Genomic DNA, 19,140 nt, shown 5'->3' on the forward strand with positions numbered 1-19,140 from the left:
CGTCGCTGTCCGGAACGGATGGGAAGTCACTATGCGTACGAAAATCGCCGCGGCCCTGTTGGCCGTGTTCGGTTCGTTTGTGCCGGTTACAGGTCAGGCACAATCTCTCTTTCCTGCATCGGTCGGACAGGCTGACAAATCGCTCGGGGCGGTCGAGGTCCGCGCGTTCGAACGGGTCGCCGCCTTGGTTGGTAACGAAGGCGCCGGGTCGATCTCTGTCGGCGCGCAGCCGCTTGGAAGCTGGAAGGGGAAGGTTTCGGCTCGTAAGGATACGGGCGTGCCGATGGATCGCGCCGCGCTGGACCGTCTGCCGCGCGCGGTCGGCAATGGCGAATGGCGCTGCCTGACCGAGGCGATCTATTTCGAAGCGCGGGGCGAACCGGTCCCCGGGCAGGTCGCGGTCGCCGAAGTGATCCTCAACAGAGTCGACAGCCAGCGTTACCCGGACACGATCTGCAAGGTCGTCAACCAAGGGACGGGCCGGCTGCATGCCTGTCAGTTCAGCTATACCTGCGACGGCATTCCCGAACAGGTGACCGAAAAGCGGGCCTGGGACCGTGCGGGCAAGATCGCGCGCGCGATGATCGACGGCGCGCCGCGCAGCCTGACGGCCGATGCCACGCATTATCACGCGGATTACGTCGACCCGTACTGGGCCAAGGTCTATCCGCGCACGGCTCAGGTCGGTACCCACATCTTCTACAAGCAGTTGCCCGGCGCCTGATCGGGCCATCCTATGACGTGAAAGACCCCCGGTGCGCCGCGCCGGGGGTTTTTCTTTTCCCCCGTCCGTGATGAACCCGGGACGACCAGCCCCGGAGGCCCCATGTCCGACGCCGCCCTGCGCCTCGCCTTTGCCGCTCCGCTCGACCGGGCGCGGGCTTCGGGCGACGCGCTCGACCGCATCTCGTTGCGCGATCATGTTCGCCTCGTCGAGATCGGTGCCTTTCAGGAAGAGCGCGGGACGTCGCAGCGGCTGCGCTTCGATATCGTGGCCGAGGTCGCGCCCGCCCGCGAGGCGGTGGCCGAGGACGATGTGGACGGCATCCTGTCCTACGACACCCTGATCGAGGCGATCGACATCGAACTGGCCGCCGAGCGGCTGAACCTGCTGGAGACCTTGGCCGAGCGGATCGCGGCGCGCGTCCTGATCCACGAGCAGGCGGCGCGCACGTTCGTGCGGATCGAGAAGCTGGATCGCGGTCCGCACGCGCTGGGAGTCGAGATCGTCCGCTCTCGCGCCGATACGGCCCCGCCCGACGACGATCCGGCGCCGCACCCCCATGTCGCCCTGCTGGAGCCGGGCGCCTTGGACGACGGCGCCCTGACGGCGCAACTCGACGCACTGGCCGAAGCCGGTCCGACGGTGATCCTTTGCGCGCCGACGGACCCGGTGTCCCGCGCCGCGCATCCGGCCGCACAACGCCGGATCGACCTCTTGGCCCTCGAGACCGCCGCATGGCAGCTTGCGGCGCGGGATCCGCGTTGTGTGGTCGTCGCAAGCCGGACGGAGATCGACCACGCCCTGCGGACGCGCCCCCTGACGGTCTGGGCGCCCTCGCGGATCGTGCTGGATGCGACGGATCCCCCGGTTGACGTCGCGCCGGCGACGCTGGCCCGCTGGTTCGCTGCCGAGTTCGACGCGAAGGGGCTGGAGGGCGCGTGACCTACGCGTTGCCGCTGGTCTCTGCCGACGGGCTGCGCCTCGCCGGGGGTTGGGCGCGGTTTTCACACGCGCGTCTGGTCCGTCGGGACGGTCCGTCGGAGATCGTCCGAGCGGAGGATGTGCCTGCCGGTCTGCTGGAGCGTCTGACCTCTCCGCGCCCCCCCGTGGCCGGACATGCGACGGATCGGCCGCGGCTGATGGGGATCCTGAACGTGACGCCCGACAGCTTTTCGGATGGTGGGTGGCTCACCGGCGCAGATGCGGTGCGCGAGGCGGCGGACAGGATGGGGGCGGCGGATCTGCTGGACGTGGGCGGAGAGAGCACGCGCCCCGGCGCCACGGAGGTTCCTGTCGAAGAGGAAGCGGCGCGCGTCGCCCCGGCCTTTGCCGCGCTCATGGACCGCACGACCAGCATCGACACGCGCAAGGCGCAGGTGGCCCGGGCGGCGATCGCGGCGGGGGCGGCCATGGTCAACGACGTCTCCGGCGGGACCTTCGATCCGGACATGTTGCCCGTGGTGGCAGAGAGCGACGCGGCCCTCTGCCTGATGCACGGGCCCTTCGATCCGGCGACGATGCAGGAGGCGCCAAGTTACGCGAACGTCGTTCTCGATGTCTATGATTTCCTCGAGGATCGTATCGCAACGGCGATTGCTGCGGGTATCCAGAGAAGCAGGCTCGTCGCCGATCCGGGGATCGGCTTCGGCAAGACGGAGGCGCATAACCTCGCGCTCCTGCGGGCGCTGCCGATCTTTCACGGCCTGGGCGTGCCCCTGCTGCTTGGGGTCTCTCGCAAGGGATTCATCGGACGGATCGGCGCGGCGCCGCAGGTGAATGCGCGGATGCCGGGAACACTGGCCTTGACCCTGCATGCCGTGTCACAAGGGGTTCAGTGGCACCGGGTTCACGACGTGGCGGAGATCGCGCAGGGCCTTGCGCTTTGGAATGCGGTGCACCGGGCAGAGGAGTAGGGCGATGGGCCTATTCGGAACCGATGGCGTGCGCGGGCGCGCGAACCAGGGCAACATGACCGCCGAGATGGCGCTGCGGCTGGGTGCGGCCGCCGGGCGGTACTTCCGCCGAGAGGGCGACGGGGCGGGCCACCGGGTGGTGATCGGCAAGGACACGCGCCTCTCGGGCTACATGCTGGAAAACGCGCTGACGGCGGGGCTGACCTCGACCGGGATGAACGTGCTGCTACTGGGGCCCGTGCCGACCCCGGCCGTGGGTTTGCTGGCGCGGTCGATGCGGGCGGATCTGGGGGTCATGATCTCGGCCAGCCACAACCCCGCCGAGGATAACGGGATCAAGTTCTTCGGGCCCGACGGGTTCAAGCTGTCGGACGAGGCCGAGGCCGAGATCGAGGCGATGGTCCGCGACGGCGTCCGTCTGGCGCAGGCGCGCAATATCGGCCGGGCCAAGCGCATCGACGACGGCCGCGGCCGCTACGTCGAATATGTCAAGACCACGATCCCGACGGGCATGTCGCTGGATGGGCTGAAGATCGTCGTGGATTGCGCCAACGGCGCGTCGTATCGTGCCGCACCGGACGTTCTGTCCGAATTGGGCGCGACCGTGATCCCGGTCGGGGTCTCGCCCGACGGCCATAACATCAACGACGGCGTGGGCTCGACCCATCCGGAGGCCTGTGCCGCCACCGTGCGCGAGGCGGGAGCCGATCTGGGCATCTCGCTCGATGGGGATGCGGACCGGGTGATGATCCTGGACGCGCAGGGCCGCGTGGCCGATGGCGATCAGATCATGGCCCTGTTCGCGGTGCGGTGGGCCGAAGAGGGGCGCCTTAAGGGACCCGCGCTGGTCGCGACGGTCATGTCCAATCTGGGACTGGAGCGGTTCGTGAATGGACGGGGGATCGACCTCCATCGCACCCGGGTCGGCGACCGCTACGTGGTCGAAGAGATGCGAACCGGGGGCTTCAACCTCGGCGGAGAGCAGTCGGGCCATATCGTGATGACCGACTATGCGACGACGGGCGACGGCCTGATCGCGGGCCTGCAATTCGCCGCCGAGATGGTCCGCACGGGCCGCGCCGCCGCCGATCTGATGCACAGCTTCGAGCCGGTGCCGCAGAAGCTGACCAATGTCCGCTATGCCGATGGCGCCCGGCCTCTGGATGCGACCGAGGTGAAGGCTGCAATCGCCGCCGCCGAAGACCGCCTAAAGGGGCAGGGCCGCCTTCTGATCCGCGCCAGCGGGACCGAGCCGCTGATCCGTGTCATGGCCGAATGCGAGGATGAGGGCCTGCTGCAGGACGTTGTGGCCGAGGTCGCGGGCGCGGTCGAACGGGCGGCCTAACGGACCAGTCCCCGCAACGTCGTCCATTGGCTGACGGCCAGCCCGGTCAGGATCAGACCGAGCGCCGCGAAGAAACTGAGGGGCAGGTCCTCTTCGAGAATTGCCCACCCGAACAGGACCGACCAGAGCGGCACCTGATAATTGACGAGGGTCATGAAGCCCGGTCCCGCGCTCCGGATCACGTTCACCCTCAACAGCGCGGCAAGGCCCGTCGGCAGGAGGCCCAGGAATACGATCGCGGCCATCGGCGTGGCGCTCGCGATGCCCGGGATGCCCTCGGTCGCCAGCATCGCCGGGACCAGGATCACGGCACCCGCGACCAGCGTCCAGGCCGAAAGCCAAACGCCGTCAATCTGCGGACAACGGCGGGTCAGGATCGACCCGCAGGCATAGCTGAAGGTCGCGGTCAGGCAGGCCAGGCGTCCCAATGCCTCCAGATCGCCAGATCGTGCGGCGAGGGTACCGGGCCCCAGCAGGATCAGCGCGCCCAGCAGGCCCAGCGCGAAGCCCGAAGCCTTGCGGCGCGTCAGCCGGTCGCCCGGCACCAGCCAATGGGCCAACGGCAGCACGAAGAGCGGTAGCACCGCCATGCTGAGCCCCGCGAAGGCCGAAGGCACGTGCTGTTGCCCCCAGCTCAGCAGGAAGAAGGGCAGGGCTGCGGTCGCGACCCCGATCGCGATCACGAAGGCGGCGAGGCTGCGGGACCAGTCCGGTCGCGGTCGCCCCATTGCAAGCGCGAGCCCGACCAGCGCCATCGCTCCGAGTGTCGTCCGCGCCGCGGCGACGGTCACGGGCCCATAGCCTCGGAGGGCGACGGTCACGACCATGAAGGTTCCGCCCCAGATCAGCCCGAGCGTCGCGATGGACGCCCAGTTCGCGGCAGTCGGGGCGGAAACGGGTGCGTCGTTGGTCGTGGCCATGGCCGCAGCTAGCGCATCAGCCCGGCGGCGCCCATCCCGGACATTGCGGGGGCGCCTTGGGCTATTCGGTCGCATCGGGGCAGGCGGTCGTTGGGGGAACCGGGGCAGTGCTTCCGCGTTGCAGAGGTAACCCCGAAAAAAGGAGATGACCCCAATGTCCGTCGAATTTCTTCTTCCCGCACTCGCTTTCTTCACGCTTCTCGCCGTGGTCGGCTTCGGCATCTGGAGCCAGGAACAGGTGCATAAGCGGATGGACGATCCGAACGCGCGCAAATCGACGCTGGCGGCGGACAAGGACTCGCACGGAACTCCGGCCGACGTCTGAAAGGCAAAGCGGGGCCCCAGCGGGCCCCGCCCAATGGTGTGTCCGGCGCGGCTCAGTTCCGCGCCTTGTCGACCATCTTTCCTTCTGAAATCCACGGCATCATGCCGCGCAGCTTCTCGCCCGTCTCCTCGATCTGGTGAGCGTCGTTTATCCGGCGCGTTCCCTTGAAGAAAGGCTGTCCCACGGCGTTCTCGGTCATGAAGTCACGGACGAACTTGCCGGTCTGGATGTCGGTCAGGATGGCCTTCATCCGGGCCTTCGTCTCGTCATAGGGCAGGACACGGGGGCCGGAGACGTATTCGCCGTATTCCGCCGTGTTCGAGATGCTGTAATTCATGTTCGCGATGCCGCCTTCGTAGATCAGGTCGACGATGAGCTTCACTTCGTGCAGGCACTCGAAATAGGCCATCTCGGGGGCGTAGCCCGCTTCAACGAGGGTCTCGAAGCCCATCCGGATCAGTTCCACGAGACCGCCACACAGGACCGCTTGCTCGCCGAAGAGATCGGTCTCGCATTCCTCGCGGAAATTGGTCTCGATGATGCCCGAGCGGCCACCGCCGATGGCGGAGCAGTAGCTGAGCCCGATCTCCAGGGCACGGCCCGACGCGTCGTTGTGCACGGCCACGAGGCAGGGGACGCCGCCGCCCTTCTGGTATTCGCCGCGGACAGTATGGCCGGGGCCCTTGGGCGCCATCATGATGACATCGACACCTTCTTTCGGCTCGATCAGGCCGAAATGAACGTTGAGGCCATGGGCGAAGGCGATCGCTGCGCCTTCTTTGAGGTGGTCGTGAACATGGGCCTTGTATGTCGCGGCCTGAAGCTCGTCGGGCATGGTGAACATGATGAGGTCGCACCACGCGGCGGCCTCTTCGATGCCCATGACCTGCAGGCCCTCGCCCTCGGCCTTGGCGCGGGAGGGCGAGCCTTCGCGGAGTGCCACGACGACGTTCTTGGCGCCCGAGTCGCGCAGGTTCAGAGCGTGGGCATGGCCCTGTGAGCCATAGCCGAGGATGGCGACCTTCATGTCCTTGATCAGGTTCACGTCGCAGTCGCGGTCGTAGTAGACGCGCATGTTCGTCCCTCCGGGTTCATTGGATGGCCGGGATGTACCCGGGCGGGGCCGTCAGGGCCACGGGCGCGGCGGGTTCCCTTTGCCATCGGGACAACGTAACTATTCGCTGATAGCCTCATTTACGGATAGATCATGCTCGACGCGACCGACAGGATGATCTTGCGCCGCTGGCAGGCGGAGCCGGACCTTCAGGTGACTGAATTGGCGCAGGAAATCGGGCTGTCGCAATCCGTGGTGTCGCGTCGGATCGAAGGATTGCGCGAAGCGGGGATCCTGCGTGGCGTGCACGGGGTGATCGACTGGCGGGCCGCCGGTCACGGGGTCGAGGTCTCGCTGCGCTTCACGCTCGACAAGTCGGATCCGCGGGCGCTGGACGGCTTCCTCGCGTCGGCCCGGAAGGTTCCGGAAGTCATTGAGATACAGACGTTCCTGGGCCGTGTGGATGTGCGTCTGGCGGTGGTCGCCCGAAATCTGAACGATTGGCAGGAGATCTATCGAAGCCGGATCCTGACCCTGCCGCATATCGCGGAAATCGAGGCATTGATGCATGTGGCGCGGGTCAAGACCGATGCGATCCTTCCTGTTTGAGCGGCGCATAGCCCGTCCTGTGCACCCCCTGTTCACCCCCTGTGCACCCCCCGTCTGCACACGCGGTGCACGATCCGCGTGGCCAAGCCACCCCGTCACGGGCGCAAGATCGAATGCGGTTCGGGGCTCTGCGCATATTCGGACCGTCCGGGAGGACGGATCGCGCGGGGCATCGAGCCCCGTGCGATCCGGCGAGAGGCTCTGCCTCTCGCGCTCTCCGGGATATTTTGAAAGCGAAGAAGGACGGGGGGTTGCCCTCGTCGGTCGCCGGCGTGCCTCACCGCCATCTTTGAGGGTCGAGACCATGTCTTTGGGGCAGTCGGGTCCCGAGGTTGAGCCCGCTCTTTCGTCCTGCCGCAGATATTCCGGAAAGCATAAGAGGCGGAGCCTCTCGTCGGATCGGGCCGGGCGCGATGTCCGGTCCGATCCGTCTGACCCGCGCATCGGGCGGCAGCCGCGATGATCGACGATCTGGACCGGGCGATCCTGCGGGTGGTGCAGGCGAATGCGTCGCTCTCGACCGTGGCGGTCGGCCGGGCCGTGGGTTTGAGCCAGGCGGCGACGTGGCGGCGGCTGGACCGGCTGCGCAAGGCGGGCATCCTGGCGGGGCGGGAACTGGCATTGGACCTCGAGAAACTGGGCTTCGGCGTGACCGTTTTCCTGGGCGTGAAGCTGGCCGTGAAAGGCCGTGTCAGCCTGGAGGATTTCGAACGCGCCGTCAGCGCCATTCCCGAAGTGAGGCGAGTGGAGCACGTTCTGGGGCTGTACGATTACCGGCTGCGGGTCGTGGCGCGCGACCTCGCGGATTTCGAGCGCGTCCTGCGACGGCGGATCCTCGCGCTGCCGGGCGTCGGCGACGTGGAGGCCAACGTCATGCTGAGCGAGGAGCGCTTGCCCGGACCGTTGTAGATCCCGCCGACGCCTCAGCTGAAAGGCCGGGTTGCGACAAGATGCGGCATTGGAGCGGACGCGGCCGATCCCATCTCGAGGGTCGAGATCAGACAGAGCTCGAAAGAACGACCCGAACGCTTTGGAGATATCGACCATGGCATCCCTCGACACCATCGCGCAGGCCTCGGAACGCCTGCCCACCATCCGCAGCGCGGACTGGTTCCTTCGCATTCCCCTGGCGATCATCATCATCGAACAGGGCTGGTTCAAGATCCCGGCCTTTGCCGAGCAGGCGGCGGGGTTCGGCCTGCCGCTCTGGGCTTTTGGCCTGGCGACGTTTGCCGAGATCGCGGGCGGTCTGGCCATCCTTCTGGGCGGTCTGGTCCGCAACAACTGGATGACCGACCTGCTGACCCGTCTGGGCGGTCTGGCCATTTCCGTCGTCGTCGCCGGCGTGATCGCGCTGCTTTATTTCGGGCCGTTCAGCGGCTGGCAGTTCCAGGGCATGTTGCTGGCGGGCGGTCTGTTCTTCCTGTTCCGCGGCAACGGGGATGTGGGCGGAAAGCGCTCGCTGATCTGATATCGCGAGGCGCCGCGGGACCGGGGTCCGTGGCGCCACTGCCGCTCAGAGCCCAGCGAGCGGGACCGGGCAGGTCGCCCGCTGGTGGGACGTCAATGCGTCCGGTGTCACGACATAGGTGTGAACCGCGAACAGGATCGCGCCGGTGCGCGGCAGGCGCAGCACCGTCTGGCGTTCGCAGCGCAGGTAGCGCGCGGCCTCGGGCTGAACCTTGGGGGCGGCTTCGGTCCGGGGCTGGTGCAGCGCCGGATCCGCGTAGCCCAGGGCATTCATTCGCCATATCGGCCGCCCCGGCTGCGCGCGATCGAAGAGGCGCTGGACCTTCTGAGCGAGCGCATCGTCGTATTCCGCAACCGGGGCGTGGATCCGGCGCAGCGGTTTGCCCATCTTCTCGGCCAGTGTCCAGGACGCGGGAAAGCACAGGAGGCCCGCGACGAGGACATGTTCGTCGCCCTGCCGTTCGAGGAGGAGAATGTCTTCCTGCACGGTCGCGGCGAGCGTGTCGAGCGGCCGGCCAAGGGGGACGCGGCGGCCGTCGGGGGTGAGTAAGCTCTCGCCGTCGCGGGGAAGATGGGCGAGGGCGGCCTCCATCGCCTCTGTCTGGATCGCCTCGCTGCCCGGACGGGTCCGGAGCAGGGCGTCGCGATGAGCGGTCAGAAGGCGCGCCTTCTCGGCGATCTGGGCGGCATAGGCATCGTCGGTGACGACCCAGGATCCCTCGACAGGCCGCATCCCCGGAAGCCGCGCAAGCGCCGGATCGGTCCAGGGCGCGACGGGCAGGGCGCTTTGCAGGATGGGGCGCGCGGGATCAGTCGCTTTCAGGTTCGAACTCCAGCGCGACGCCGTTGATGCAGTAGCGCAGACCCGTGGGCTGGGGGCCATCGGGGAAGACGTGGCCCAGATGGCCGTCGCAGCGGGCGCAATGCACTTCGGTCCGGCGCATGAACCAGGAATTGTCCTCCTGCTCTTCGATGCGCTCGCCCTCAACGCCGTCGACGGGTTGCCAGAAGCTGGGCCAGCCGGTGCCGCTTTCGAACTTGTGGGCCTGATCGAAGAGGGGGGCGCCGCAGCCCTTGCAGAGATAGGTGCCGGGTTCCTTGGGAAAGTCCTCGTGGGTGCCGGCACGTTCGGTGCCGTGCTTGCGCAGGACCTTGAAGGCCTCCGGCTCAAGCTGGGCGCGCCACTCGTCCTCGGTCTTGACGATCTTGTCCATCTCGGTCCCCTTCCTTTGCGGGTCGGGGAGCATCTAAGGCCCGTGCCGGGCGCTGCAAGCCCGGCCCTCTGGGAGTGCGCGATGCACGAGGATTGGAACATCGGGGGATGGCGGGTGCGCCTGCGGCCGGACAGTGCGGAGCTGGCGCCGGCCTATGCATTCCGGGCGGCACGGTTCCGGAGCGGGGCGGAGGACCGCGATGCCTTCGACGCCGCCGCGTTGCATCTGACGGTGGAGGGGGCCGCGGGGCTGGCGGCCTATGCCAGGCTCTTCCCGCAGGACGGGGCCGAGATGGCGCGCGGCTATTCGGCGCAGGCCTACGACGTGACGCCGCTGGTCGCGCGTTACAGGCGGGCGGTGGAAGTGGGTCGCGTCTGCCTGGACGATGGCGCGCCGGATCTGCCGCGCCTTCTGCTGGCGGTGCTGGCCCGGCTGGTGGATCGGTGGGAGGCGGAGTTGCTGTGGGGCTGCGCGTCCTTTCCCGGCCGGGTGCCGCCTGCCCTGGGTCGTCTGGCGGACCGTGCGGCGCCCTGGGGGCCGGGGCGGCGCGCGGGCGTGGAAAACGCGGACCTGCCGGCGGCGGGGGCCGGGGCGATCCCGCCGATGCTGCGGCTCTACCTCGCCTTCGGAGCGTCGGTGTCGGGCCATGCGGTGGTCGACCGGGACCTGGGGACGACGCATGTGCTGGCCATGCTGCCGGTGCGGGAGATCCCCGTGGCGCGGGCGCGATTGCTGCGGGGGATGCTGGCGGCGGCGTGAGCGTGCCCGTGGGCCGCGGCTGGCGGCCCGATCGCGCGTTTCCGGCCGCAGGCGTGCGGGGCGCGCTGGCGCCCAGCGGGGACCTGCGCTAGCTGCGCCCTCATGGCCCGTGCCCCCCTTTTGCAGCTCACCGATCTTTCGCTCACCTTCGGAGGAGAGCCGGTCTTCGCCGACCTGTCGCTGGTGGTTCAACCCGGGGACCGGGTCGCGCTGGTCGGGCGGAACGGGTCGGGCAAGTCGACGCTGATGAAGGTGATGGCCGGGCTGGTGGAGCCGGATCGCGGCGCGCGCGTCCTGGGGCAGGGCGTCAGCACCGGCTACATGGAGCAGGATCCGGATCTGATGGGCTTCGCCACGTTGGGCGATTACGCGACGGCCGGTCTGGAGGCGGGGACCGAATGGCGGGTCGAGGCCGCCGCCGAGGGGCTCAAGCTGACGCTGGACCGGGAGCCGGGGCGCGCCTCGGGCGGAGAGCGGCGGCGCGCGGCGCTGGCGCGCCTGCTGGCCGAAGCGCCGGAACTGATGCTGCTGGACGAGCCGACGAACCATCTGGATATCGAGGCGATCCAGTGGCTGGAGGCGGAGCTGAAGGCGACGCGGGCGGCCTATGTCCTGATCTCTCACGACCGGGCGTTCCTGACGGCGCTGACGCGCGCGACGCTCTGGATCGACCGGGGTGCGGTGCGCCGGCAGGAGAAGGGGTTCGCCCATTTCGAGGCGTGGCGCGACGAGGTCTGGGCGCAGGAGGATCTGGCCGCCCACAAGCTGGACCGCAAGATCAAGGAGGAGGCGCGCTGGGCCGTCGAAGGCATCAGCGCGCGGCGGACCCGCAATCAGGGCCGTCTGCGCGAATTGGCCAAGCTGCGCGCCGAGCGTGCCGCCGCGATCCGCCGTCAGGGCAACGCCGCGATGGAGCTGGAAGCCGCGCCCGGCGCGGGCAAGCGGGTGATCGAGGCGCGGGGCCTGTCGAAATCCTACGGCGACGCGGCGGTCGTGCGCGATTTCGACCTGCGGGTCATGCGCGGCGAGCGGATCGCGCTGGTCGGACCCAACGGCGCGGGCAAGACGACGCTGGTCAACCTGCTGATCGGACGCGAGGCGCCGGATGCAGGATCGGTCAAGCTGGGCACCAGTCTGGAGGTCGCCGTCTTCGACCAGACCCGCGCCGCGCTGGAGCCGGAGGCGACATTGTGGGACTCGCTGACGCTGGATCCGCAACTGGGAGTCAGCGGGGCCTCCGATCAGGTCATGGTGCGGGGGGCGCCCCGGCATGTAGCCGGGTATCTGAAGGACTTTCTCTTCGACGAGCGGCGCCTGAAGGCCAAGGTCAAGTCGCTGTCGGGCGGCGAGAAGGCGCGGCTTCTGCTGGCGCGGATCATGGCGCTGCCCTCGAACCTGCTGGTGCTGGACGAGCCGACGAACGATCTGGACGTCGAGACGCTGGACCTGTTGCAGGACGTCTTGGGTGGCTTCGACGGCACGGTCCTGCTGGTGAGCCACGACCGGGATTTCGTCGACCGGATCGCGGATCGGACGATCGCGCCGCTGGGTCGCGGCCGCTGGGGCGTCTTTGCGGGCGGGTGGAGCGACTATCTGGAGCAGCGTCCGACGCCCGAGACCGCCGAGGAGCGCAAGGCGCCGCAGAAGCCTGTCCGCGCGCCCGAGGCCGCACCCGCGCCGCAGCGGGCGCGCCTGTCCTTTACCGAGAGCCACCGGCTGGACGAGTTGCCCGACGTGATCGCGCGGCTGGAGGCGGAGATCGGCAAGCTGGAAGGGCTGCTGACGGAGCCGGACCTCTATGCCCGCGACCCGGTCAAGTTCGGCAAGGCCACCGAGATGCTGGCCGAGCGTCAGGCCGCGCTGTCGGCTGCCGAGGAGGAGTGGCTGACCTTGGCGGAACGGGCCGAGGCGGGCTGACGGCCGGGCGTTACGTGGCGGGCCTAGCGCCCCGCCACGTCGCGTGGGCGGCCCGCGGGACCCGCGATTTCCAGGATGAGCTTGCGCTTCACGGCCTCGGCGAAGTCGTCGCGGGTCTCGGCCGCCTCGACGAAGGCGCCGAACCCGCCGATGATCCGGTCGCGGTAGATGTCGGGCAGCGTGTTCCGCCCGTTGCGGACATAGCGCTCGGACGGAATCGCCAGCGCGTTGATGGTGATCCCCGCCGCCACCACCTCGTCCCGCGCCGCCGCGACGGGCGGGCCGGAATAGCTGTTGGGACTGTCGCCCGAGAAGTCGATCACCTTGCGCCAGCCGTCGATCTCGTTGCCCTCGATCAGGTCGCGCCCCCGCAGAAGCGCCGCGCCGATGGCATTGCGCCCGAAGGCCTGGCGTGGCGGCGCCAGCAGGGCTGCCGCGAAGGCCTCTGCATCCTCTGCGGTGGCTATGCGGGTCCACGGGACCACGACCTGCTGGTTCGCCGCCCATTCCACGTAGGTGACCGCAATGGACCCGTAGGCCGTCGTGCGGATCGCGGTCAGCACCTCGGGATCGGTGATCGCCTGGGCGTAGCCCTGCCGCTGGAAGCGGATCTCGGCCTCGGTGATCGAACCGGACGCATCGGCCAGCAGCACGAGTTCCAGATCGGTGTCCTGAGCCCGCAGCGGTGTGGCGCAGAACATCAGGAGGGCGAAGAGAAGGCGCATGGGCCGACCTTAGAGCAGGTTCATGTCAGGAACATATCCCGTCGAGATCCAACGCCCAGGGCACCGTCACGCGGCGCGGGAAGCTCTGTGGGCGGGCCACGGGCAGGACCGGCGAAAGCAGGTCGTAGAGCCGCCCGGTCCGTGCGCCGCGCGGATCGAGGGTCGCGCAGCAGAGATATTCCTCGACCAGCGAGGCCTGGGCCTCGAAGCCGTAGTCGAGGAAGTCCGCGCCGGTGGCATCATCGAACAGATAGGGGTCGTCGATCGCGATGTGCTCGCGGAAGGAGAGGCGCGGGTGATAGCCCGTCAGCGCGCGGTTCTGCCACTGCCAGACATGGGTCATCTCGTGGACGAAGAACATCGCCGATGGCAGGTCCAGCGCGTCGCCCCGCACGGGCGCGGCATAGTCCGGGAAGGCGTAGTCCGGGTTCAGGAGCAGCGTCTCGAACAGCACGATTCCCGCCGTGCTGGTGGTGATCCGCCCCCGGCGCGGCGGGCCGATCCGCTCGCGGCAGGTGGTGCGGGGGCGGGCGTCGAAGGTGATCGGGAAAAGCCCGACGAACGGGTTCGCTGCGATGCGGACCTGCGCGGTGTCCAACGTGTCGCCATGCAGCGGCGCGACGAGCGCGCGCTCGGCCTCGGTCAGCGGGCGGGAACAGGCGGCGAGAACCAGAAGCAGCAGAAGGATGCGCATGGGCAGAAGGATACGCCCGGTCGGCGGGAAGGAACAGGCCCGGATCGTCCTTGAGCCGGATCAGTGACGCGGCCCCCCGATCCGGGCTACGGTCGTGGCAAAACGAGCAGGAGCAGGATCATGAAACGGATGACGATCGCCCTCGGCGCGCTGGCGCTGGCGGGCTGCAACACCGGCACGCTGCCCGATGCGGAGGACGTGTCGGCCGAGCGGGGCGCGGCGCTCTTCGCAACGGATTGCGCGGCGTGTCACGGCGCGGATGCGACCGGCGGCACGGGCCCCGACCTCACGACGCTCTCCGCGCGCAATGGCGGGGTGTTCCCGTGGGAGGCGGCGCTGACCCAGATCGACGGTTTGGGCCGCCACGGGCAAGCGGAGGCCGTGATGCCCGAATTCGGCGCGCTGGGCCTCGGACCCACCGTCGTCGTCGAACGCGATGGCTTGGGCGTCCCGGTCCCGGTGGACCTGCTGGCGCTGGTGACGTTCCTGGAAGGCGTACAGCGGTGAGGCGCGGGTCGCGCGCTCGGGGCGCGTATTCGTACTGGCACCCCCATCGACCTGCGCTTTCCGGGGCAGTGGTTCCAGGCCGAGAGCGGGCTGCACCAGAACTGGATGCGGGACTACGACCCGACGACGGGACGGTACATCCAGGCCGACCCGCTGGGGCTCGTGGACGGCGCGAGCGTGTATGGGTATGCGCTGCAGAGCCCCATGCGGTGGACGGACCCGACGGGCGAGTTCGCACAAGCGTTTGTATACGCCGCAGTCACCGGAGCCGTCGGAGGCGTTGTGACCGGGGCGCTGATCGACCACGCCTTCGGGGACGGGTGCTATACGCTTGGGGAAGCCGGTCGAGACGCGCTCCTCGGCGCGGCTTTCGGCGGGGTGGGCGCCGGGATTGCGCGTGGATATCGAGTGTGGAAAGCATCGAGAGGTAGTCGTGTAGTAACCATTGTGGCATCTGGCGGCCGGCGGAATGTTAGTGCAATCGGCGCCGGCGCTGCCAGTTTAAGCGCGAGTCAATCCAACGTCCTCTCAAAACTACCTTCGTATGGAGCAAGCACGATCGTTTCTAAAGGCAGTTTTGGCTTGAAGGACCTTACAGCACTGACCGCAGCAACTGGAGATGAGTTCGCTATGTTCACAACTGGCGGCCGGCGGCTTCTGGTGAGGGGAAGTACCTCTACTGTTCCTATAACCCCTCAAATGGGATCGGAGCTGGCCAAAGCGGGGTGGCGTTGGTCCGCACATAGCCATCCATTCGGCTCTCTAATGTCATCATCGGGAGATCGCGCAGTACTAAGTGTGTTTAGAAACTCTCAGAGCGCTATCGTGAATGGCCGCGGCGCTAGAAGTCTGTTCACGTCTGGAGGAGACTCTTTGTCTGGCTGGCTACCATGAGAAGAGGACAGCTGGAAGAGTTCAAAGAAATTGCTAGAGCGGCCACGAAGGAGGCGTTGAGATCCTATCATATTTCCGAGAAGGTAAGAGCCAGTCTAGTTCTTGGAACTACCTTCGAACGAGATACGATTGTTTTTGAACTCTATATTCCAGCAGACCGTCCAGAGAATGGTAGAGTTGTTTCGGAAGCCAGGGTTTCGAAAGAGACGGGAGAAGTCTCTGTGCTGGTCTTCGGGCTCGAGCAGATAGAGAGAGATCGAGATTAGCGGGTCATCCGCCGCCTGACGCAGCAGCAGAAGACGATCCGCTCGGTGCACGACGCGTCGGGCAACCGGATCGCGGAATACGAGGTGGATACGCTGACGGGGACCTCGACGCTGCTGCGGGAATACGTGAGGATGGACGGGGTCGTGATCGCGGTGGTCGAGGGCGGCGCGATCTCCCACGTGCGGACGGACCATATCGGCCGCCCGGTCTTCGCCACGGACGAGAGCGGTCTCGTGGTGTGGGAGGGTGACGCGGAAACAGACCCTCGTCCAGTGGACGAGGGTCCCGCCGAACAAGCTGCCCTTCGGCGGCGTGCATGTCTCGACTGGCGCCGCGACGGACCTGCGCTTCCCCGGGCAGTGGTTCCAGGCCGAGAGCGGGCTGCACCAGAACTGGATGCGCGACGACGACCCGACCAGAGGGGTGGGTCGTCGATCCTTCGAAAGCGCGGAGGTTGGCGTGTGGCCCTCGTCCCGCTTCTACATGCGCCGGGCCTCTGCGCCTGGAGCGAGGACATTCGGGGCCATACCGGAATGCCCCTGGAAGGCCTTGCCGCTAGCCGCAGGTCTGCTCCCGGGCGCTGCAGATCGCGGCGAAGAGGGTGCGGAAGGTGCCGTCGAGATCCTCCACCCCGCCATTGAAAAGCGCGACGACGGGCTCTCCGTCCGGCAGCACGACCATCAGCGTGAAGAGGTCGGTGCTGATGCCGCCCCAATGGGTCAGCGCGGCGCCGTCCGGGCCGGGCCAGACGCGCCAGCCCTGAGCGTAGCGGTCCTCACCCTCCCAGCTTTGGGCCTGCACGGGATGCGGGCGAGCGGCGAAGGACCAGAGCGCGGCAGCATCGGCCGTCCCGCCCCCGGCCGCGCCGAGACGGCGGAACGCCTCGGGGAAATCCAGCCGCTCTTCCCATCCCGCATCTGTGCGCGCCCAGAGCGGAGTGGCCGGGCCGCCGAGCGTGACCTCCGCCTCGCGCGCCAGAAGGTCGCTCAGCGACAACCCGGTGGCGCCTTCGGTCGCGACCGCCAGAAGGCACATTCCGACGTTGGAATAGGCCTTCTCGGTATCGGGGGCGTGGAGCAGCGGCGCGGTGCTCCAGAGATGGAGGGCCGTCGCGTCGCAGGGCGTGTCCTCGGGCAGGCCCAGGCGGGCGGGCTCGAACATGGGGTCGAAGCCCTCGGCGCCCAGTCCGCCGCGATGGGCCATCAGCATTCGGGGCGTGATCGCCGCGGCGCGGGGGTCGAAGGGCACGGGCAGGCCGGGCAGGGGGGCGTCGAGGTCGAGCGCCCCGTCCCGTGCCGCGCGCAGGGCGGCGGCGGCGGCGATGGGCTTGGTGAGCGAGGCGATGCGGAAGCGGGCGTCCGGTGCCATCGCGATGCCCCGGCGGGGGTCGGCCTCGCCCAGGGTCACCAATGTGGGCGGGCCAGACGGATCTCCGAAAGCCACGACGGCGCCGGCGATGGCATTGGCACGGCGCACCTCGTCCACCGCGGCCACGACCGGGTCGGGACGCAGGGCCGCGTAGACGGCGAAGGCCAGGAGCGCGGCGGCAAGGGCGAGGGGCAGGAAGCGCATGGGCGGGGCTCGGGTCGCGGTCGATCCCCTATCGCATCCGGGCGGGACCGCGTCACGGGGGAGGAGCGCGGGCGCCGCGATCCTGTGGCTTGGCTGCGCGACTGACCTGGGTCATGGTGCACAAGCGCGGCGCGCGCGAAGATCGGACGCAATCAACCCGGAGACCCCCATGCGCTTTATCGTCCTGGCCCTTGCCGCCTGTCTGACCATGCCCGCCGCAGCGCAGGAGGCTGCGCTCGTGGCCGAGGGAGAGCGGCTTTTCATGGATTTCTGTGCCGCCTGCCATGGGACGGGCGCACAGGGCGACGGACCCATGCAGGAGGTGCTGGCCGTCGACGTGCCCGACCTGACCGCGCTGGCCCCGGACGGGTCGTTCCCGCATTTCGAGATCATCGCCAAGATCGACGGCCGCGACCCCTTGGTGAGCCACGGCAGCGCGATGCCGGTCTGGGGCGATGTGTTCGAGGGGGTGGAGGCGGCCTTCGTCCGCACCGAGGCCGGCCAGCCCATCGTCACCAGCCTGCCCATCGCGGCGTTGGTGGCGTGGTTGGAGAGCGTGCAAGGGTGAGGCGCGCCCGGAGATCGGTCCGGTGGGGCGGTCTCCGACCTGTGCGGGCGAAGCCCCGGGTCGCGTCCGGTCGGGACACAGATAAATTTTGAACCGAATGGCGGGGTCGGACGACCAACGTGCGGATAGGATGAAAAGGAGATCGCCATGTCCGTCACGACCCGCCGCCGCTTCCTGAAGACCGCGATGATCGGGGGCGCCGCCGTCGCGCTTGCCGGTCGAGCCCATGCCCAGACCCATGCGGTCCGGATCGCCGGTTTCGCCTTTCAACCCGCCCGGCTGGAGATCTTCGCCGGCGACAGCGTGACCTTCGTCAACACGGACGGAGCACCCCACACGGCCACCGGACGGGGTTTCGACACCGGCCGCCTGTCGCGCGGCCAGCAGGCCACGCTGCGCTTCGACGCGCCCGGCAGCTACGATTATATCTGCGACATCCACCCTGCGATGAAGGGGCAGATTACCGTGCGATGAGGGTTGCGGACTGGTGGTTTCCGCCCACCGTCCGTCTCCTGCATGAACGTGCCATTGTCGGGCCATATTGGGGTGGCATCCCTCAGATGGTACCGTGTGTCGGCCGGAGTTATCATGCGACCCCCCAAGATCAGTGACAGCAATCTGAAACTGTTGCTCTGGGCGATCGGCGATATCCTGATGACGTTCCTGCGCAGCCTGGCCTCGGCCGCGGGCATGATGGCAGGGGGCGCGGTCGTCGGCGGTATCACCGGCGGCGGCGCGGCGCTGGCTTACGGCATGCCCCTCGGCGTCGGCCTCCTGATTGGCGCGATCGCCGGATTTCTGCTGGCTGCCGTGGTGCTCTACGTGCTGAGCGCGGGGTCGAACTGGTTCTAGAGGGTCTGTCGCTCGAATATGTCCGGGCAATCTGAGGAAGCATGCGCCGGTTGAGCTTGCGGTGGATTGGCCCGTTTTCTTCGGTGCGCCGGGAGGTGCGTGCCGGGCGGTTGCCCACGGAAGGGCCGTGGGGTGGGTGAGCCCACCGATGCATCGATTGAGGGGTGTGGTTGGTGGATTTCACCCACCCTACATTGCTACGTCTGCCTGATCATGGACGTAATCGTGTGGGACTGGATGAAGTGATAAAGACGATGATTCGCATTTGCGATGACACCCACCCAACGACAGATGGGCTTTCCGTCTTCGACACGGATCCCGAAAACCGGTGAACCGCTCCTACCGGCCGGATCTCTGTCAATCATACCCTTAGCAGAAAACGCGAGCCGTCCAGATAGTCTCGGTTCGCACATCTCACCCCAGACTGCGACCGGGGTTCTAGGAAGATGTGGAGGATCAGTGTATCGTACGAAATTCCTCTCGCCGGGATACCCAACAGAAAGAACTTTAGAAGCTCCTTGCACAGGATATGCAGTTTCCTCGCTCATACACCTCCACCATCTCACTCTCGGCAGCGAATCGGTTTTAACGATATCGGTGAATTCGAAGACCCGTACATCCAACTCATCTTCTTGGCTGAATAGCATTGAGTGAGACGATAACATCTTTCTAGTAGAGCCATCCACAATACAGAATTGCTCGGGTGATGCTTGTGAATTCACCATCTGGTGTGCCGTGCAAACAGCAAAATATCTATCGCGAATACAGAACCGGAAGTGAGAGCCAGAAATAAAGAAGTTTCCGGCTCCAA

Annotated in this window: 23 protein-coding genes; 16 read left to right on the plus strand and 7 right to left on the minus strand. The window is 67.6% G+C overall.

Annotated elements, in window-relative coordinates:
* Window positions 1–31 precede the first annotated feature (31 nt).
* From jaqu_RS22040 to glmM, 4 genes are all read left to right on the plus strand, one after another.
* Window positions 32–724: a cell wall hydrolase gene (locus jaqu_RS22040; protein WP_052500777.1), complete on the plus strand. Its 693-nt coding sequence runs from the start codon at window positions 32–34 to the stop codon at window positions 722–724.
* 102 nt (window positions 725–826) lie between these two features.
* Window positions 827–1,666, plus strand: a complete 840-nt coding sequence (locus jaqu_RS04655) for a dihydroneopterin aldolase (protein ID WP_043917779.1) — start codon at window positions 827–829, stop codon at window positions 1,664–1,666.
* Window positions 1,663–2,637 carry a dihydropteroate synthase gene (gene folP, locus jaqu_RS04660; protein ID WP_043917780.1) on the plus strand — a complete coding sequence of 325 codons (975 nt, stop codon included), beginning with the start codon at window positions 1,663–1,665 and terminating at the stop codon, window positions 2,635–2,637. The genes jaqu_RS04655 and folP overlap by 4 nt, the downstream gene beginning before the upstream one ends.
* Before the next feature lie 4 nt (window positions 2,638–2,641).
* Window positions 2,642–3,982: a phosphoglucosamine mutase gene (gene glmM / locus jaqu_RS04665; protein ID WP_043917781.1), complete on the plus strand. Its 1,341-nt coding sequence runs from the start codon at window positions 2,642–2,644 to the stop codon at window positions 3,980–3,982.
* Here glmM and jaqu_RS04670 read toward each other — a convergent pair.
* Window positions 3,979–4,902 carry a DMT family transporter gene (locus tag jaqu_RS04670; RefSeq protein WP_043917782.1) on the minus strand — a complete coding sequence of 308 codons (924 nt, stop codon included), beginning with the start codon at window positions 4,900–4,902 and terminating at the stop codon, window positions 3,979–3,981. The two genes, glmM and jaqu_RS04670, sit on opposite strands and share 4 nt — an antisense overlap.
* Window positions 4,903–5,056: 154 nt before the next feature.
* On the opposite strand from jaqu_RS04670, the gene jaqu_RS21835 reads away from it, so the two are divergent.
* Window positions 5,057–5,227 (plus strand): hypothetical protein, encoded by a 171-nt coding sequence (locus jaqu_RS21835; protein ID WP_169746086.1) that lies wholly within the window; start codon window positions 5,057–5,059, stop codon window positions 5,225–5,227.
* Between the two features lie 52 nt (window positions 5,228–5,279).
* On the opposite strand, the gene ilvC is transcribed toward jaqu_RS21835, so the two are convergent.
* Window positions 5,280–6,302 (minus strand): ketol-acid reductoisomerase, encoded by a 1,023-nt coding sequence (gene ilvC / locus jaqu_RS04675; protein WP_043917783.1) that lies wholly within the window; start codon window positions 6,300–6,302, stop codon window positions 5,280–5,282.
* Between the two features lie 132 nt (window positions 6,303–6,434).
* Between ilvC and jaqu_RS04680 the strand changes: the two genes are divergently transcribed.
* The 3 genes from jaqu_RS04680 (at window position 6,435) to jaqu_RS04690 (ending at window position 8,361) form a co-directional block, all read left to right on the plus strand.
* Window positions 6,435–6,890 carry an Lrp/AsnC family transcriptional regulator gene (locus tag jaqu_RS04680; protein WP_043917784.1) on the plus strand — a complete coding sequence of 152 codons (456 nt, stop codon included), beginning with the start codon at window positions 6,435–6,437 and terminating at the stop codon, window positions 6,888–6,890.
* A gap of 459 nt (window positions 6,891–7,349) precedes the next feature.
* Window positions 7,350–7,799 carry an Lrp/AsnC family transcriptional regulator gene (locus jaqu_RS04685; RefSeq protein WP_043917785.1) on the plus strand — a complete coding sequence of 150 codons (450 nt, stop codon included), beginning with the start codon at window positions 7,350–7,352 and terminating at the stop codon, window positions 7,797–7,799.
* 136 nt (window positions 7,800–7,935) lie between these two features.
* A complete protein-coding gene (locus jaqu_RS04690; RefSeq protein ID WP_043917786.1) occupies window positions 7,936–8,361 on the plus strand; it encodes a hypothetical protein in 426 nt (141 codons plus the stop codon).
* A 45-nt stretch (window positions 8,362–8,406) separates the two neighbouring features.
* Here the strand turns inward: jaqu_RS04690 and jaqu_RS04695 are convergent, their stop codons facing one another.
* Window positions 8,407–9,093: a heme-dependent oxidative N-demethylase family protein gene (locus jaqu_RS04695; protein ID WP_089268394.1), complete on the minus strand. Its 687-nt coding sequence runs from the start codon at window positions 9,091–9,093 to the stop codon at window positions 8,407–8,409.
* Window positions 9,094–9,169: 76 nt separating this feature from the next.
* Complete coding sequence (msrB, locus tag jaqu_RS04700) at window positions 9,170–9,574, minus strand: peptide-methionine (R)-S-oxide reductase MsrB (protein ID WP_043917787.1); 405 nt, start codon at window positions 9,572–9,574, stop codon at window positions 9,170–9,172.
* Between the two features lie 81 nt (window positions 9,575–9,655).
* Here msrB and jaqu_RS04705 point away from each other — a divergent pair, with 81 nt between their 5' ends.
* Complete coding sequence (locus tag jaqu_RS04705; protein WP_043917788.1) at window positions 9,656–10,333, plus strand: GNAT family N-acyltransferase; 678 nt, start codon at window positions 9,656–9,658, stop codon at window positions 10,331–10,333.
* A gap of 102 nt (window positions 10,334–10,435) precedes the next feature.
* The gene (locus tag jaqu_RS04710; RefSeq protein WP_043917789.1) at window positions 10,436–12,250 is read left to right on the plus strand and encodes an ABC-F family ATP-binding cassette domain-containing protein; all 1,815 of its coding nucleotides are present in this window, start codon (window positions 10,436–10,438) and stop codon (window positions 12,248–12,250) included.
* 23 nt (window positions 12,251–12,273) lie between these two features.
* Here jaqu_RS04710 and jaqu_RS04715 read toward each other — a convergent pair whose 3' ends face one another.
* Together jaqu_RS04715 and jaqu_RS04720 are read right to left on the minus strand one after the other, a co-directional pair.
* Complete coding sequence (locus tag jaqu_RS04715) at window positions 12,274–12,975, minus strand: DUF1194 domain-containing protein (RefSeq protein ID WP_043917790.1); 702 nt, start codon at window positions 12,973–12,975, stop codon at window positions 12,274–12,276.
* Window positions 12,976–13,000: 25 nt separating this feature from the next.
* On the minus strand, window positions 13,001–13,669 hold the full coding sequence (locus jaqu_RS04720; protein ID WP_043917791.1) for a hypothetical protein: 669 nt from the start codon (window positions 13,667–13,669) through the stop codon (window positions 13,001–13,003).
* Window positions 13,670–13,789: 120 nt separating this feature from the next.
* Here jaqu_RS04720 and jaqu_RS04725 point away from each other — a divergent pair, with 120 nt between their 5' ends.
* The 3 genes from jaqu_RS04725 to jaqu_RS21320 are packed head-to-tail and all read left to right on the plus strand — an operon-like array spanning window position 13,790 to window position 15,336.
* On the plus strand, window positions 13,790–14,176 hold the full coding sequence (locus jaqu_RS04725; RefSeq protein WP_043917792.1) for a c-type cytochrome: 387 nt from the start codon (window positions 13,790–13,792) through the stop codon (window positions 14,174–14,176).
* 51 nt (window positions 14,177–14,227) lie between these two features.
* Window positions 14,228–15,070, plus strand: coding sequence for an RHS repeat-associated core domain-containing protein (locus tag jaqu_RS22365; protein ID WP_392387214.1), 843 nt, complete (start codon window positions 14,228–14,230; stop codon window positions 15,068–15,070).
* Window positions 15,067–15,336 carry a hypothetical protein gene (locus jaqu_RS21320; protein WP_141134352.1) on the plus strand — a complete coding sequence of 90 codons (270 nt, stop codon included), beginning with the start codon at window positions 15,067–15,069 and terminating at the stop codon, window positions 15,334–15,336. Before jaqu_RS22365 ends, jaqu_RS21320 begins: the two co-directional genes overlap by 4 nt.
* Window positions 15,337–15,892: 556 nt before the next feature.
* Here jaqu_RS21320 and jaqu_RS04735 read toward each other — a convergent pair.
* The gene (locus jaqu_RS04735; protein ID WP_052500778.1) at window positions 15,893–16,909 is read right to left on the minus strand and encodes a serine hydrolase domain-containing protein; all 1,017 of its coding nucleotides are present in this window, start codon (window positions 16,907–16,909) and stop codon (window positions 15,893–15,895) included.
* A 169-nt stretch (window positions 16,910–17,078) separates the two neighbouring features.
* Here jaqu_RS04735 and jaqu_RS04745 point away from each other — a divergent pair, with 169 nt between their 5' ends.
* The 3 genes from jaqu_RS04745 to jaqu_RS04755 all read left to right on the plus strand — a co-directional run bounded on the left by jaqu_RS04745 (window position 17,079) and on the right by jaqu_RS04755 (window position 18,329).
* Window positions 17,079–17,477, plus strand: a complete 399-nt coding sequence (locus jaqu_RS04745) for a c-type cytochrome (protein WP_043917796.1) — start codon at window positions 17,079–17,081, stop codon at window positions 17,475–17,477.
* A 147-nt stretch (window positions 17,478–17,624) separates the two neighbouring features.
* Window positions 17,625–17,951 carry a cupredoxin domain-containing protein gene (locus jaqu_RS04750; RefSeq protein WP_043917797.1) on the plus strand — a complete coding sequence of 109 codons (327 nt, stop codon included), beginning with the start codon at window positions 17,625–17,627 and terminating at the stop codon, window positions 17,949–17,951.
* 114 nt (window positions 17,952–18,065) lie between these two features.
* Window positions 18,066–18,329, plus strand: coding sequence for a hypothetical protein (locus jaqu_RS04755; protein WP_043917798.1), 264 nt, complete (start codon window positions 18,066–18,068; stop codon window positions 18,327–18,329).
* The last annotated feature ends 811 nt before the right edge of the window (window positions 18,330–19,140 follow it).

Source organism: Jannaschia aquimarina (assembly GCF_000877395.1).
In the GTDB taxonomy this organism is placed as follows: domain Bacteria; phylum Pseudomonadota; class Alphaproteobacteria; order Rhodobacterales; family Rhodobacteraceae; genus Jannaschia; species Jannaschia aquimarina.

Excerpts from the sequence above, each read along its gene's own strand:
- jaqu_RS22040 (WP_052500777.1), top strand. The coding sequence starts at position 32 with ATGCGTACGAAAATCGCCGCGGCCCTGTTGGCCGTGTTCGGTTCGTTT.
- jaqu_RS04655 (WP_043917779.1), top strand. The coding sequence starts at position 827 with ATGTCCGACGCCGCCCTGCGCCTCGCCTTTGCCGCTCCGCTCGACCGG.
- glmM (WP_043917781.1), top strand. The coding sequence starts at position 2,642 with ATGGGCCTATTCGGAACCGATGGCGTGCGCGGGCGCGCGAACCAGGGC.
- jaqu_RS04670 (WP_043917782.1), bottom strand. The coding sequence starts at position 4,902 with ATGGCCACGACCAACGACGCACCCGTTTCCGCCCCGACTGCCGCGAAC.
- jaqu_RS21835 (WP_169746086.1), top strand. The coding sequence starts at position 5,057 with ATGTCCGTCGAATTTCTTCTTCCCGCACTCGCTTTCTTCACGCTTCTC.
- ilvC (WP_043917783.1), bottom strand. The coding sequence starts at position 6,302 with ATGCGCGTCTACTACGACCGCGACTGCGACGTGAACCTGATCAAGGAC.
- jaqu_RS04680 (WP_043917784.1), top strand. The coding sequence starts at position 6,435 with ATGCTCGACGCGACCGACAGGATGATCTTGCGCCGCTGGCAGGCGGAG.
- jaqu_RS04685 (WP_043917785.1), top strand. The coding sequence starts at position 7,350 with ATGATCGACGATCTGGACCGGGCGATCCTGCGGGTGGTGCAGGCGAAT.
- jaqu_RS04690 (WP_043917786.1), top strand. The coding sequence starts at position 7,936 with ATGGCATCCCTCGACACCATCGCGCAGGCCTCGGAACGCCTGCCCACC.
- jaqu_RS04695 (WP_089268394.1), bottom strand. The coding sequence starts at position 9,093 with ATGCGGCCTGTCGAGGGATCCTGGGTCGTCACCGACGATGCCTATGCC.
- msrB (WP_043917787.1), bottom strand. The coding sequence starts at position 9,574 with ATGGACAAGATCGTCAAGACCGAGGACGAGTGGCGCGCCCAGCTTGAG.
- jaqu_RS04705 (WP_043917788.1), top strand. The coding sequence starts at position 9,656 with ATGCACGAGGATTGGAACATCGGGGGATGGCGGGTGCGCCTGCGGCCG.
- jaqu_RS04710 (WP_043917789.1), top strand. The coding sequence starts at position 10,436 with ATGGCCCGTGCCCCCCTTTTGCAGCTCACCGATCTTTCGCTCACCTTC.
- jaqu_RS04715 (WP_043917790.1), bottom strand. The coding sequence starts at position 12,975 with ATGCGCCTTCTCTTCGCCCTCCTGATGTTCTGCGCCACACCGCTGCGG.
- jaqu_RS04720 (WP_043917791.1), bottom strand. The coding sequence starts at position 13,669 with ATGCGCATCCTTCTGCTGCTTCTGGTTCTCGCCGCCTGTTCCCGCCCG.
- jaqu_RS04725 (WP_043917792.1), top strand. The coding sequence starts at position 13,790 with ATGAAACGGATGACGATCGCCCTCGGCGCGCTGGCGCTGGCGGGCTGC.
- jaqu_RS21320 (WP_141134352.1), top strand. The coding sequence starts at position 15,067 with ATGAGAAGAGGACAGCTGGAAGAGTTCAAAGAAATTGCTAGAGCGGCC.
- jaqu_RS04735 (WP_052500778.1), bottom strand. The coding sequence starts at position 16,909 with ATGCGCTTCCTGCCCCTCGCCCTTGCCGCCGCGCTCCTGGCCTTCGCC.
- jaqu_RS04745 (WP_043917796.1), top strand. The coding sequence starts at position 17,079 with ATGCGCTTTATCGTCCTGGCCCTTGCCGCCTGTCTGACCATGCCCGCC.
- jaqu_RS04750 (WP_043917797.1), top strand. The coding sequence starts at position 17,625 with ATGTCCGTCACGACCCGCCGCCGCTTCCTGAAGACCGCGATGATCGGG.
- jaqu_RS04755 (WP_043917798.1), top strand. The coding sequence starts at position 18,066 with ATGCGACCCCCCAAGATCAGTGACAGCAATCTGAAACTGTTGCTCTGG.